The organism is Hyphomicrobium sp. NDB2Meth4 (assembly GCF_900117445.1).
GTDB lineage: Bacteria > Pseudomonadota > Alphaproteobacteria > Rhizobiales > Hyphomicrobiaceae > Hyphomicrobium_A.
In genome coordinates this window covers 79,203-92,800 of sequence record NZ_FPEJ01000007.1, presented here as the reverse complement: position 1 = coordinate 92,800, position 13,598 = coordinate 79,203, and the positions used below count along the sequence as shown (strand labels likewise).

13 protein-coding genes are annotated in these 13,598 nt (G+C 62.3%); 9 read left to right on the top strand and 4 right to left on the bottom strand.

Annotation, left to right across the window (positions count from 1 at the left end):
* Positions 1-32 precede the first annotated feature (32 nt).
* Positions 33-716: a Crp/Fnr family transcriptional regulator gene (locus NDB2M4_RS12805; RefSeq protein WP_072375696.1), complete on the bottom strand. Its 684-nt coding sequence runs from the start codon at positions 714-716 to the stop codon at positions 33-35.
* A gap of 244 nt (positions 717-960) precedes the next feature.
* Here NDB2M4_RS12805 and NDB2M4_RS12800 point away from each other — a divergent pair, with 244 nt between their 5' ends.
* Positions 961-1,440, top strand: coding sequence for a hypothetical protein (locus tag NDB2M4_RS12800; RefSeq protein ID WP_171988097.1), 480 nt, complete (start codon positions 961-963; stop codon positions 1,438-1,440).
* A gap of 116 nt (positions 1,441-1,556) precedes the next feature.
* Positions 1,557-2,894: an oxygen-independent coproporphyrinogen III oxidase gene (hemN, locus tag NDB2M4_RS12795; RefSeq protein ID WP_072375692.1), complete on the top strand. Its 1,338-nt coding sequence runs from the start codon at positions 1,557-1,559 to the stop codon at positions 2,892-2,894.
* Positions 2,895-2,935: 41 nt separating this feature from the next.
* Here the strand turns inward: hemN and cobD are convergent, their stop codons facing one another.
* Positions 2,936-3,937: a threonine-phosphate decarboxylase CobD gene (cobD, locus tag NDB2M4_RS12790; protein WP_072375690.1), complete on the bottom strand. Its 1,002-nt coding sequence runs from the start codon at positions 3,935-3,937 to the stop codon at positions 2,936-2,938.
* A 41-nt stretch (positions 3,938-3,978) separates the two neighbouring features.
* Here cobD and cbiB point away from each other — a divergent pair, with 41 nt between their 5' ends.
* From cbiB to NDB2M4_RS12755, 7 genes are all read left to right on the top strand, one after another.
* Positions 3,979-4,956, top strand: coding sequence for an adenosylcobinamide-phosphate synthase CbiB (gene cbiB, locus NDB2M4_RS12785; protein ID WP_072375688.1), 978 nt, complete (start codon positions 3,979-3,981; stop codon positions 4,954-4,956).
* A 36-nt stretch (positions 4,957-4,992) separates the two neighbouring features.
* The gene (locus NDB2M4_RS12780) at positions 4,993-5,574 is read left to right on the top strand and encodes an LOG family protein (RefSeq protein WP_072375686.1); all 582 of its coding nucleotides are present in this window, start codon (positions 4,993-4,995) and stop codon (positions 5,572-5,574) included.
* A gap of 2 nt (positions 5,575-5,576) precedes the next feature.
* Positions 5,577-6,290 (top strand): adenosylcobinamide amidohydrolase, encoded by a 714-nt coding sequence (locus tag NDB2M4_RS12775; protein ID WP_244536165.1) that lies wholly within the window; start codon positions 5,577-5,579, stop codon positions 6,288-6,290.
* A gap of 126 nt (positions 6,291-6,416) precedes the next feature.
* Positions 6,417-6,782, top strand: coding sequence for a hypothetical protein (locus tag NDB2M4_RS12770; RefSeq protein ID WP_072375684.1), 366 nt, complete (start codon positions 6,417-6,419; stop codon positions 6,780-6,782).
* A 113-nt stretch (positions 6,783-6,895) separates the two neighbouring features.
* Positions 6,896-8,032, top strand: a complete 1,137-nt coding sequence (locus NDB2M4_RS12765) for a DUF3734 domain-containing protein (protein WP_083556301.1) — start codon at positions 6,896-6,898, stop codon at positions 8,030-8,032.
* Entirely contained in the window at positions 8,029-8,769 is a 741-nt protein-coding gene (locus NDB2M4_RS12760) for an acetoacetate decarboxylase (protein ID WP_072375679.1), read from the top strand. Before NDB2M4_RS12765 ends, NDB2M4_RS12760 begins: the two co-directional genes overlap by 4 nt.
* Before the next feature lie 13 nt (positions 8,770-8,782).
* Positions 8,783-9,559, top strand: a complete 777-nt coding sequence (locus NDB2M4_RS12755) for a 3-hydroxybutyrate dehydrogenase (protein WP_072375677.1) — start codon at positions 8,783-8,785, stop codon at positions 9,557-9,559.
* 43 nt (positions 9,560-9,602) lie between these two features.
* Here the strand turns inward: NDB2M4_RS12755 and NDB2M4_RS12750 are convergent, their stop codons facing one another.
* Together NDB2M4_RS12750 and NDB2M4_RS12745 are read right to left on the bottom strand one after the other, a co-directional pair.
* Positions 9,603-10,901, bottom strand: a complete 1,299-nt coding sequence (locus tag NDB2M4_RS12750; RefSeq protein ID WP_072375675.1) for a PepSY-associated TM helix domain-containing protein — start codon at positions 10,899-10,901, stop codon at positions 9,603-9,605.
* Between the two features lie 129 nt (positions 10,902-11,030).
* The gene (locus tag NDB2M4_RS12745) at positions 11,031-13,319 is read right to left on the bottom strand and encodes a TonB-dependent siderophore receptor (RefSeq protein WP_171988096.1); all 2,289 of its coding nucleotides are present in this window, start codon (positions 13,317-13,319) and stop codon (positions 11,031-11,033) included.
* Between the last annotated feature and the right edge of the window lie 279 nt (positions 13,320-13,598).

Sequence of the window (13,598 nt, the reverse complement as noted above, 5' to 3'; positions counted from 1 at the left end):
GAAGGCCTGGATAACTAGGCGTTCGGAAACAACTACTCGTTCGCCAATTCGACGAGACGCGCCTGGTCGAGCAACTGGACGCGCGAGCCGCCTTGCTCGATGTCGATCACACCCATGCTGCGAAGCTTGGTCAGGGTGCGGCTGACGGTCTCGATCGTCAGGCCGAGCAGGTCGGCGATGTCGCTGCGGCGCATAGCGAGCTTGATGATCGAAGATCCGTTGGCGGCGGTGCGGCGGTGCAGCGCAACAAGAAACGCGGCAACGCGCTCGATGGCGCTGCGCTGACCAACGGTGACGAGCAGGCTGCGCGTGGCGGCAAGTTCCTGACAGACCGACTTATAAAGCTTCAGCGCAAGGCTGGCGTCGCTTTCAGCCATCCGCTCGAGCGAGGCGGCAGAGAGGCAGCGGACGCGGGAGGGTACGGTCGCCTGGGCGCTCAGAACGTGCTCGCTGAGGACACCCAGCCCGATGAGATCTCCGGGGTAGGCGAAATCAATGATCTGGCGACGGCCGTCGGGAAGGGTCTTGTAGACGGCAATGACGCCGTCCTCGACACGAAAGACGTGCTGGCGATCGTCGCCCTCGCAGAAGACGTGTTCCTTGGCTACCAAGCGCCGCACAACCGCGTGTGCCATGCGCTCATCCAGAGAACCCGCGAGACTACCTGCCGCAGCGTGAGAGACGTTCAGAACCTCGTCGGCCTGCATCGCTAGCATCGTCTTCTCCGTCCTTGGATCGTGGTGATCGTTAGAATGGATTAAAAGACAGGCTTGCCGCGCCGATATGCCGGGCTCGTGACGAATTGTAAGAGAGTGTAACAGTTGCCCCCGTCTGGCGCGGGATGACTTTTGTCAAAGCGCAGGTGCATCCGCTGGCTAGTCTCTCCTGATGCCTAGCTGTAGCGACATTAACGCACGTGTTCACGCGGATGCGGTGCTGCAAAGGGAGATCAGCCACGCCTTGGCGGCTTTGGCTGACACACTCCCGACTGGCGGCGATCTGCGGATCGCCCGCATTCTCAGCCGCACCCTAGAGGGGAGCTGGAGCGAGCACGTCAGCTTTCAGGAAGCGGTCATCTTCCCGATCCTCACCGCGCGCCACGGAGAAGCCGTCGCGCAGCTCGTCTCTCAGCGGTGCGCCGACCACGCCACCCTGTCGCAGCTGCACGCAATAATCGGACCTCAACTCGATAAGCTGGTGGGAGAACGCGATTCTATCGACGACAATCTCGACGCTCTCCTGAGGCAGGCGCATTCGGCCCGCCTGTCGCACCTGTGTCTGGATGGTGAACTCGCGGCGCGGTTGCCAAAGTCCTATTCGGACGCAGAAAAATCACTCTGCGACAAGTGGTCGAGCATGCGGCCGGTGCTCCGCTTCCCGCTCAACCTTCTCTGCAGCGGCGAGTTGTCGTTTCCTCACATCGGCAAGCAGGTTCACTGAGGTGCCTGCCGGTGTGCGGTCTGTCGGGTTTTGACCCGCATCAAACGGGGCAGCCGCGCGCGGCGGTAATTCTTAATCGAGCCGACTATGGCAAGCGGATTTGCACGGATCTTCCCATGAGCCTCGAACTCGCAAAGCGGTATTCCACACCGGTGCCGCGGTACACCAGCTACCCCACTGCCCCGCATTTTTCGGCGGACGTCGGGGCTGCCGCATATCGGGCGTGGCTCGCTGAGCTGAAGCCAGGCACGCGGCTGTCTCTCTATTCGCACATTCCATTCTGCGACGAGCTTTGCTGGTACTGCGGGTGTTGCACCAAGGCCGTGCGACGCTACGAGCCGGTAAGCGAATATCTCCCGTCGCTCTACGCGGAGATGGAACACGTCGCACAGCTCCTTCCGGCCGAGCATGTGGTGATGCACAACCACTGGGGCGGCGGGTCGCCGAACATTCTATCGGCCGAGGACATCCTCAAGCTGGCGGATCTGCAGAAGCGGCTGTTCCACTGGGCGGACGACGCGGAGTTTGCGGTCGAAGTCGACCCGCGCGGCCTCGATGAGGATCGTGTCGCTGCTTTTGCACGCGCCGGCGTCAATCGCGTGTCGATCGGCATCCAGGATTTCGATCCGATAGTGCAGGCGGCGATCAATCGGAAGCAGTCGTTCGAGCAGACGCAACACGCAGTCGAGGCGTTCCGTGCGCACGGCATTCATTCTCTCAACGTCGATCTCGTGTACGGCTTGCCGTATCAGGCGCGCTCCAGCCTGCAGAGCACATTGGACAGGGTGCTGGAGTTGCGGCCCACGCGCATCGCTGCGTTCGGATACGCGCACCTGCCGGAGCGGCTCAAGCATCAGCGGCTGATTGCAACGGCGTCGCTGCCCGACTCGGTTGAGCGGTTTGGGCAAGCAAGCCGGCTTGCCCGCGTTCTGACGCGCGCGGGCTATGTTCGCATCGGGCTCGACCATTTCGCTCTGCCGGACGATCCGCTCGCGCAGGGGCATCTGGCGCGCAACTTCCAGGGCTACACGACGGACGCCGCCGATGCTCTGATCGGCTTTGGCGCATCGGCGATCGGGCGCCTGCCGCAGGGGTACGCCCAAAACCATCCCGCTACGGCAGAATACGCGCGGCGCATCAGCGAGGACGGGCTGGCGACGGCGCGCGGAATTGCTTTGACCGATAACGATCGCATGCGTGCGTTCGTGATCGAGCGGCTGATGTGCGACCTGACATTCCCGGCTCGGGAGCTGCGTCAACGCTTCGGCGCTCAGTCGGAGGAGATCCTGCAGGAGGCGCAGGCACTGCTGGAGGCGGATCAGGATCAACTGGTCGAGAGCGATGGCGAGGCGTTCCGCGTCACCGACCGCGGCCGTCCATTCGTTCGCTCGATTGCCGCGTGCTTCGATTCCTACCTCGACAACTCAGCCGCTCGGCACGCTCCGGGCGTCTAACAGGGCGAGCATCCTGCTGATCAAGTCGCGGTTGCGGCGCCCTATTCTCGAAGCGCATTGGAGAGGCGTTTCCACGCGTCCTCGCTGCCCGGCAGACCGAAGCGCAGCCATGCCGGCTGGGCCGCGAAGCGACGAACGAGAATGCCGTTGCGGCCGAGCCGGTCAGCGATGACGGTGGCGGCCTCGTGCCGGACGAGGCGGAAGAGATGCGTTCCGCCGATGATCGTTGAGCCTATCGCCTTCAGCATCCCGTCCAGACGCTGGCAATTTTCTGTCAGCCGCGCCTTTTCCGCAGACAGCCAACCGGCATCGGCGAGTGCCGCGCGGCCGATGGTCAGTGCAGGGCCCGAGACGGCCCATGGGCCGATTTCGGCGCGAAGCTTTTCGGCCAGGCTCGGCTGGGCGATGGCGAATCCGACGCGCACGCCGCCGAGGCCATAGGCCTTGCCCAGCGACCGCAGCACGACGCAGCGCTCGGGCAGGCGGGAGACGATGCTCGCCTCTGGTGCGAAGTCTGCGAATGCTTCGTCGACGACGAGAAGACCGCGGCGCGCCTCGAGCGCTGACGCCAGTTCACAAAGAGCGTCGGGCGAGACAATAGCGCCGGTCGGATTGTTCGGGTTCACCACGACGACGACGCGGGCAGCGCCGACGTCATCGATCGCGGCGCGCTCGCCGACCCTGTGCCCGCACCGGGCCCAAGCGATGGCGTGCTCGGCGTAGGTCGGTGCGATGACGACCACGTCGGCCGGATCGATCAGGCGCGGGAGAACCTGGATCAGCGCCTGACTTCCTGGTGCTGTGACCACCGTTTCCGTGCTCGTGGCGCCGTATCGGTCCGCGGCGGCCTGCCTCAATGCCAACTCCGCCGAGCGCTGCGGAAGCTGCGTCCAAGCTTCCATTGGCGGCATAGTGAACGGATATGGGTGGGGATTGATGCCGGTCGACAGATCGATCCATGGCAGCTGCGCCCCCGGATAGCGGCGGCGGGCGGCGTCGAGGTCGCCCCCGTGATCGACAGGTTCTATGCGTCCTGCGGTCATGCTAGCACCATGCTCCTCTCGAGGGCCGGAACCCGCCGCGCATGTTCTTCTTCACGTCGCTTGTCGCCCTGCTGCTGGACGCTGCCTGTGGATATCCGCAGTGGCTTTTTGCGCGCATCGGCCATCCGGTCACCTGGATCGGGCGGCTGATAGCATGGTGCGAGACGCGCTGGAACCTGCCGCGGTTCTCGTTTGGCCGCCGGCGGGCCAACGGCACGGCCTGCCTCATCGTTGTTATGGCGGCTACGGCCGCGGCCTGTGTCGCCTTCGAGGCGGCCATCAGGCTGGTGCTGCCGTGGCCGTTCAGCGTGCTTGTGATCGGGGCGGCGGCCAGCATGCTGATCGCCCAGCGCAGCCTCTATGAGCACGTAACGGCGGTCGCCGAGGCGCTCGAGGACGGCGGCATCGACGCTGGGCGCAAGGCGGTCGGCATGATCGTCGGGCGCGATACGGCGAACCTCGATGAAGCGGCCGTGAGCCGGGCGGCGATCGAGAGCCTTGCGGAAAACTACTCCGACGGCGTGGTGGCGCCGCTGTTCTGGCTGATCGTCGGTGGCCTGCCAGGAGCTGCGCTCTACAAGGCGGTGAATACGGCCGACAGCATGATCGGGCACAAGAGCGAACGCTATCACGCGTTCGGCTGGGCGGCGGCGCGGCTCGACGACCTGATCAACCTGCCGGCCTCGCGACTTGCTGCGCTGTTGATCTTCGCCGCGGCGGGCATGCGAGCGGGCTTTGATGCGCGGGGGGGCATGAAGGCTGTGGTGCAAGGTGCTGGCCGGCATCGCTCCCCTAATGCTGGATGGCCGGAAGCGGCGATGGCGGGTGCGCTCGACATCCGCCTCGCCGGACCCCGAAGTTATGGCGGAGCAGTGGTGGAAGATGCGTGGATGGGATCTGGCCGCGGCGACCTTGGCGCGGCCGACATCCGGCGGGCGCTGAGCCTCTTCCGCACGGCCTGCGTGATCCAGGCAGCGACCGTGGCTTTGCTCGGCCTCGTCACGAGCATGCTTTTTTGATATGCGGCAAGCGTCCCGCAGGCGCGAGGAGCAATCATGCGGCGAATATGCGTCTTCTGCGGGTCGAGCCCCGGCCGGCATGCCGACTATAAAGAGGCCGCGGTCACATTCGGGCGCGCTCTGGCGCGCGCGGGCATCGGGCTCGTCTATGGCGGAGCGTCCATCGGATTGATGGGGGCCGTCGCGGATGCAGTGCGCGAGGGCGGCGGCGAGGTGATCGGCGTTATCCCGCGCAGTCTGGTCGATCTCGAAGTTGCGCATACCGGTCTCGACGACTTGCGGGTCGTCGGCTCGATGCATGAGCGCAAGGCTCTGATGGCCGAACTGTCTGACGCGTTCGTTGCTCTGCCAGGCGGCATCGGCACGCTGGAGGAAATATTCGAGGTATGGACCTGGGCACAGCTCGGCAGCCACGCGAAGCCGTGCGCCTTCCTCAATGTGCGTGGCTTCTATGACGGGCTGCTGCAGTTCCTCGATCACGTCGTCGCGGAGGAATTCCTGAAACCGGTGCACCGGCACATGGTTCTCGTCGAGCGGGAGCCAGAAGCGCTGATCGAAGCGGTGTGCCACTATCATGCGCCGGCCGTCGCCAAACTGATCGGGCGCGAGCAGCGGTAAAGATGCAGCAAGAGTTGTCGCGCCCCATGAATGCGCCATTGTCGATCCAGCTGAGCCCGCCGTTCATCGTCGTATCGTTTGCGGCCCCGCAACGGGTGTTGAGCTGGTCGATGCTGCGTCCCGGATTCCAGGTCGTGGACCGCGTCGCGTGGCTGGAAGTGCGCAACAAGGATCTGCCGCACGATGTCGATGCGGGGGAAGTGATCAGGGCGCGCATCGCCGATGCCGGGCTCGATGATGCGGTCCTGCTGGTGACTTCGCGCGACGTACGACGATATCGCTTTGCCGAAGCTTGCGTCGAAGATGTTGTCGCACGCTGTTTGACAACGGTCGGGCTATCGAACAGCGAGCGCGTGGGTATGCGGCTGCATCAGCCGCCACACTTTCCCGGCACCATCAACACAATGGTGCACGTGTCAAAGCCGCTTTCCGAAGCGGCGCTGATCGAAGCCATGTCGATTGCGACGGAAGCTCGCACACTGGCAGTGCTGGAAGCGGGCGTGCAGCGCGGCGGCGTGACGATCACAGGGACCGGAACCGACTGCATCGCGGTCGCGGCTCCGCTGCATGAGGATCAAGTCCTCTATGCGGGCAAGCACACCGCGGTTGGAGAAGCTATCGGTGCTGCCGTTTACGATGCCATGCGCGAGGGCATCCGCGATTGGGAGAGCGACTGCGCCGCGGTTCAGCAAAGCCAATCCGGCGCGACTGCCTGATCATCAGCATTCTAACTTGTGTCTCAACCATTCGGGCCGGCGCTTTCCGTTGGCGCCGCGCAACGTTTGGCGCTAGTGTGCTGATTGTATTCTGATAGTTCTGGCCATCAGCGAGCGTGCGAACCAATGCGTGAGCACGGACCCTTCGACGACGATGACGGACGCATTCCTCCGTTGTTGCGATTTCTTGGTCTGCACCTCATTCTTGGTGCGGCTGTCGGTATCGCAATCGCGTCGCTCATCATCCTCATCAACCTCGCTGGTCTGAAGGATCTGCTGGTCGAGACGCGCGAGCCTTTCATCGCGCTGCTGCTGCTCTACAGCTTCAACGTGATCACCTTCTCCAGCGTGTCGATGGGCATCGGCATCATGACGCTGCCGTTCGATCCGCCCGACTCCAGGATCGATGCCGAGAACCGCGAGCCCCCACATCCGCGCCCGAGCGATCGCCCAGTGCGAAGGGATCGGCGCAGAGACCAGCGCTACGATTAGTGGCGGGCGGTTCGCATTGCCGCACCCGATCTAAAGAAGTCTGAAAACCCCTCTGGGGCACACTTCGCTCAGCCTTAGCCACTGGTTGACGATATGTGTTCTGGAGTTCCAGCTTGAGCCGCAATGAGAAGAACGTCCTCGTGCTTCAGGGTGGCGGGGCCCTTGGCGCCTATCAGGCCGGCGCCTACGAGGCTCTGGCAGAGGGTTCGCTGGCGCCCGATTGGGTGGCTGGCATCTCGATCGGCGCGCTCAACGGATCGATTATCGCAGGAAATCCTCCCGAGCGCCGCGTCGAACGGCTGCGGCAATTCTGGGAGCTGGTGTCCAGCCGACTGCTGATGCCGCCGATTTTGGAAGACGACATTTCGCGACGCTTCTTCGTCGAGGCGAGCGCGGCTCTGGTTGCCTCTACCGGCGTGCCGGGCTTTTTCGAACCGCGCGTGCCCTCGCCGCTGATGCTGCCGCAGGCGGAACCTGATGCCGTGAGCATCTATGACACGCGTCCGCTGCGTGAGACGCTGCTTGATCTCGTCGACTTCGACTATCTGAACTCGGGTGCAACGCGCTTCAGCGTCGGCGCGGTGGAAGTTCATACCGGCAATATGCGCTACTTCGACACCGGCAAGGGTGACACCATCACACCGGAGCATGTGATGGCCAGCGGTGCGCTGCCTCCGGGGCTGCCTGCAATCACCATCGAGGGCGAGCTTTACTGGGATGGCGGCCTGGTATCGAACACGCCGCTGCAGTACGTGCTCGACTACGCTGGACCACGCGAAGACATGTGCATCTTCCAGGTCGATCTGTTCAGTGCCCGCGGGCCGCTGCCCAAGACATTGCTGGATGTTGCCCAGCGCGAGAAGGATATCCGCTATTCGAGCCGGACGCGCCTCAACACGGACATGTTCCGGCGCATGCAGAGCGTCAGGCGCGCAATTCGCCGGCTCGACCGCAGCCTTCCTGAAGACGTGAGGGCGACGCTCGACTGGAAGCTCCTGTCGGAGTTGGGATGCGACGCAGCGATCACGATCGTGCATCTCATTCATCGCCGCGCGGCTTATTCGAGCCACTCCAACGATTACGAGTTCTCGCGCTATTCGGTCGATTCGCACTGGCACAACGGGCGCCTCGACGTCGAGAACACGCTGCATCATCCAGAATGGATCAATCGCGAGCCGCCTAAACAGGGCGTCAAGGTTCTCGACTGTACACGTGACCTCGACTCCGGCGAAGTGAGGAAAAGCGCATGAAGATCGACGAAGTCCGCAGAAGCGCGTTCGCTATGCCGCTGACGAGCCCTGCGTATCCGCCGGGTCCATATCGCTTCGTCAATCGCGAGTTCCTCATCATCACGTATCGAACGGATCGGGAAGCGCTGGAGCGCGTGGTTCCCGAGCCGCTAACGTTCGATGAGCCGCTGGTGAAGTACGAGTTCATCCGCATGCCGGATTCGACCGGCTTCGGCGATTACTGCGAGACGGGACAGGTGATCCCGGTGAAGTTCAACGGTGTCGAGGGTAGCTATTCGCACGCGATGTTCCTCAACGACGGACCGCCGATCCTGGGCGGGCGCGAGTTGTGGGGTTTCCCGAAGAAGTATGCCAACCCGACGCTCGCTGTCGAAACCGACACGCTGGTTGGCACGCTGGATTATGGACCGATCCGCGTTGCGACCGGAACGATGGGCTACAAGCACAAGGCTCTCGATCTCGATGCGATTGGCGGCTCACTGTTGAAGCCGAACTATCTTCTGAAGATCATCCCGCACGTCGATGGCAGCCCGCGCATCCTGGAACTCGTCGACTATCGGCTGGAAGACGTGGCGGTGAAAGGTGCTTGGACGGGGCCTGCGGCGCTCGACCTTCGCCCGCACGCACTGGCACCCGTGGCGGACCTGCCCGTGCGCGAGATCGTTTCCGCGACCCACATCGTCGCCGACCTCACGCTGGGGCTCGGCAAGGTTGTCTACGACTATCTGAAACCCTGATTGGAGCCATCCCATGAAGCTTGACGGCAAGATTGCGCTGATCACCGGCGCAGCAAGCGGTATCGGCAATGGCATTGCCAAGCGCTACGTCGAGGCCGGGGGCCGCGTCGTCATCGCCGACCTCAACCTCGAAGCAGCAACGGCGGCTGCCCGCGAGCTTGGCAATGAGAAGACTGCCATCGCCGTAGCGATGGACGTCACCAAGGAGGACGAGGTCAACGCTGGCGTCGAAGCGACGGTGAAGGCATTCGGCGGCGTGGACATTCTCGTGTCGAACGCGGGCATCCAGATCGTGCATCCGATCGAGGACTTCCCGTTCTCCGACTGGAAGAAGCTGCTCGCCATCCATCTCGACGGCGCGTTCCTGACGACGAAGGCGTGCGTCAAGCACATGTACAAGCAGGGCTCGGGCGCGCTCATCTACATGGGTTCGGTGCACAGCCATGAGGCTTCGCCGCTCAAATCGGCTTACGTCGCTGCCAAACACGGCATCTTAGGCTTTGCGCGCGTTATGGCGAAGGAAGGTGCGCAGCACGGCGTTCGCTCCAACGTCATCTGTCCGGGATTCGTGCGCACGCCACTGGTCGACAAGCAGATCCCGGAACAGGCGCACGAACTCGGCATCACCGAGGAACGCGTGGTGAAAGAGGTGATGCTGGGCGAGACCGTCGACAAGCAGTTCACGATGGTCTCGGACATCGCCGAGGTGGCGCTGCTGCTGGCTGCGTTCAAAACGAATGCACTGACGGGCGAGTCGATCATCGTCAGCCATGGCTGGCATATGAACTGAGCGGGCACCGCGAGCAACCACGCGGCGTCCGCAATTGCCGTCGCTATGTTGAGATGGCAGCGCGCCGCTTGGCTGTTGTACGGGCAGCGCGCTTCTTGAACCAGATGACGACGCCCGTCGCCGACAGGATGGCGACGACGATGCCCATGATGGACAGCACGACGCGACCCGGCAGGCCCGCTATGCGGCCGGAGTGAAGCGGGAATTGCATCTGCATGAAGATGTCAGCTGCGGTTCCCTCCCACGGAATGCGGCCGCCGACGATGGCACCGTCGTTTCCGTCAACGAACAGCATCTTCTGCATGCCGCCGTTGCCGTGCTCCTCGCCGGGGGCAAAGAATAGAATGGCGTATAGGCCGTGCTGGGCACCATAAAACGCGCCGCCTGCGGGCTCCGTCCAATTGCGCTTCAAGGCTTCAGCGCGCGCCAAGTCGATGGCGGCCGCATACGATACCTTCGGGGTGATCGGCGCGTTCAGCGGCGCCGGCGTGCGGTCGTCGAAAGCGTCCGGCGTCAGTGAGGAGATGCTCCTCAAGATCGGGCGGACGACCTCGTTGCCCAGGTTCATCGACACCGACGTGAAGGCGACGATGAAAAGCATCAGCCACAGCCAAAGGCCGAAGGCACGGTGGACATCGAAATTGATGCGATAGGCGCTGGCGTTCAGTTTGATCTGCCAGGCCGGCTTCCAGCGGTCCCACCATGAGCGCCGGCGTGGCCCTGCCTCCAGATCGTCGAGCGTCGCATCGCTGACGGCCGCGCCAGCGACGGAAACATTGCGCCGACTGGCGCGCGGCAGCGTGAGGTAGAAGCCGACGAAGCAGTCGAACAGCCAGACGATGCCGACGATGCCCATGAACCAGACTCCCCAACGATCGATGTTGTTGAAGTCGGGAATGTGCATGGAGTAGTGCAGCTTGTAGAGGAACGGCAGCAGATTTTCGGAATCGAGCGAGATCTGGCCCCAAAAGCGCTTGCCGACGATCTCGCCGGTCGAGGGCTCGAGAAAGACCTGGTTGTAGTCGAGAGCGTGCAACTGCCCGGTAGCAGGATCGAGCCGCGGCTCGACGGAGAACTCGGCTGTGTGGCCTGGCTCAGTGGCCAGCGTGAAGTAAGTGACCTTGGCTTTCGGATCGGCCGCTTCGAGTTTTTCAGCCAGTTCCAGTGCCGGAAGCGGCTTGGCTTCCGGATCGGTGATACGGGCGTCGAAGAGATGCGGGTTCAGCCACTCGTCAAGCTCGTGATCCCACGAGATGACGGCGCCGGTCAGACCAGCGATGAACAGAAACACCGCCGTGAACAATCCCGCCCAACGATGAACAACGACGAATGCGTTGCGCATAGTCCCCCATATCAAGCTGGTGCCAGAGTCAAAACAAACTTGACTAGAGTTATCCGGTTTTCGCGACCGCGTGCAACTCAGAAAAGGCCTTCCGCCACAGTGCAGCAGCGGAAGGCCTTATCGTGCGGATCAGTATTTGTAGGTGATGCCGGTGGTGATGGTGCGAGCCTGGCCGAGGAAGCAGTCGCCTCGTGCAAGGCACGTCGTCAGGTATTCCTTGTCTTCGAGATTCTTGGCGTTGATCGACCAGCGCCAATTGTCCTCCTCATAGGCAACCATGGCATCGAACAGCGTGACAGCGGGCGTTTCGAGCGTGTTGGTGCTGTCCCAGGACGCCCCGATGTAGCGCACACCGGCGCCGACCGACCAACCCTTGAGATAAGCTTGGTCGAACGAGTAGATGCCCCAAAGCGATGCGAGGTGCTTGGGCATCGATTCGATCTGGTTACCCGCGTTAGCGGTTTCTCCCGCGTACTCGGCTTGCGTATATGAATAGGCGGCGATTGCCTTGAGGTTCTGGGTGAGCTTTCCGGCAGCTTCGATTTCGAACCCCTTGATTGCCGCTTCTGCGATCTGTGCGCTGTAAAGCGGATACTGCGGATCCGTGGTCGTCCGGTTGGTCTCGTTGATGTCGTAGACCGAAGCATTGATCATGAAGCTCGTGCCGTTGGGCTGGTACTTGATTCCGGCCTCGTACATTCGCCCTTCGCGCGGCTTGAATGGGGTGGCCCCGCGAGCGGGCGCCGTTGTGCCGGTGACGGGGGTGAACGATTCTGCGTAGCTGACATATGGTGTCAGACCAAATCCGAACTCGTACATCAGGCCTGCACGATATGTAGTGGCGTCGTCCTTCTGCAGGACGCTGCCTTCGGTGTCGTTCTCGAGCCAATCCTTGCGCATGCCTAGCACGGCAATCCAGTTACCGAGGCGAAGTTGGTCCTGCACGTAAAGGCCGGTTTGTGTGATTTGCTGCTCAGGTTGGTCACATACGGCGACTTCGGTGAGGCCAATGACAAGGTCAAGGTCGCACGTGTAGCCAATGAGAAATTCCCCGCTGCCATAGGTTGGGTTGTAGACATCGAAGGGCGTTGTGTTGAGTGCCTGGCCGAGGCGAGAATTCTCGTTGTAGTAGGTGTAGTCGACGCCGCCCAGTACGCGGTGTTCCAATACTCCCGTTTTGAATTTCGCCTGTAAGTTTGTGTCCTGATTGAAAATCTGAGTGTCCGCGCTCTGGATCGTTTTGATCCGGTACATTTGAGTTTCTGCGGGATCGATGTAGTCGGGAACAGGAAGACTTGCGCTATTGGCAAAGAAGCCCGGATAGGTGGTGTTATAGACGTTATGGATGTCGGCGTAGCGCGACGAGTGCTGCAGCTTGAAGACCTCGTTGAATTTGTGCTCCACGAGCAACGTGCCGGAGGCTACGTTGGTGTCGTACTTATCGTCGGGCTCTCCGACGAAGCGATTCTGAGCAATGTAGTTGCCGCTCGCGTTGGGGAAGATAGTTCCGACGTGTGGCCAGAACTGTTGCGTGGAGCCGGTATGATCCTTCTGGAAGTGGCCAAGCACTGTGATCGTGGTGTTGCCGTCGGGGCGATAGGTGATGGCCGGCTGGATGGCGTAGCGATCGTCCTCGACGTAGTCGACCTGCGTATCGGCGTCGCGCGCCATGCCAGTCAGGCGATATGACCATTTCTTGTCGGACGTGATCGGGCCGGTCATATCGAACTTGACCTGCTTGAAGTCGAAGGTGCCGTATTCGACGGAGATCTCGCCGCCTTCCTCCGTCTGCGGCCGCTTGGAGACGGAGTTGATGATGCCACCGACGCTCGCCTGTCCGTAGAGGACTGATGCAGGGCCGCGCAGGACTTCAATCCGCTCGAGGAAGAACGGATCTATCCGGTAATTATTGGTGTAAGAGCCAAGCGTTCTACGCATGCCGTCGAGATATTCGGCGGCGGTCGTGCCGCGAATGAAGCTGCCATCCACGCGGCTGTCGAGACCGTAGGCGTCAGCAGTGACACCGGCTGTATAGCGCAGCGCATCCTGGGCCGTCTGTGCTCCCTGGTCGCGGATTTGCTCGGCGCCGACGACGGAGATCGACTGCGGGACCTCACTCAAAGGCGTGTCGGTTTTGGTGCCCGTTGCCGTGTTCTTGGCAGAGTAGTCGCGCACGGGGCCGTAGGCCGACTTATCGCTCGCGTTCGAGTTCCCAGGGCCCGTCGGCTGCTGTTGCTGCTGCGGTGCCGATTGCTCCGGCTGGGCTGCCGCGGAGGCGGACTTGGATTTCTTCTTAGCCTTGATCTTCGGCTTAGCGGCCTGTTGCGTCTCGACGACCACGGCCGGCAGAGGTGTGGTCTCAGCGATCGGTTCCGAAGAAGCCGGCGCCGCCTCCTGGGCGACTGCTACCGAATCCAAACCCGTTATTGCCGCAACCGCACAAGCTGCGGCGCACGCATACGCACACAAACGCATTTACGCCCCCAAACGCACACCAAACCCACGCTCGCCCCGCTCACAGATCACAAGTGACAGGGCCTACGTGCTTAGTGCCACTAATGTGGATAGCGCTAGTATAGTTTTATTGCTTCTGAGGGCGTTTTGCGGCCAGTTACCCCGACACTGTAGCCTTCACGCTACAGCGCAGCGCGTGGCCTCTCCGAGCACGCAACTCTCGCGCGGCAAAATCTTGTGGCG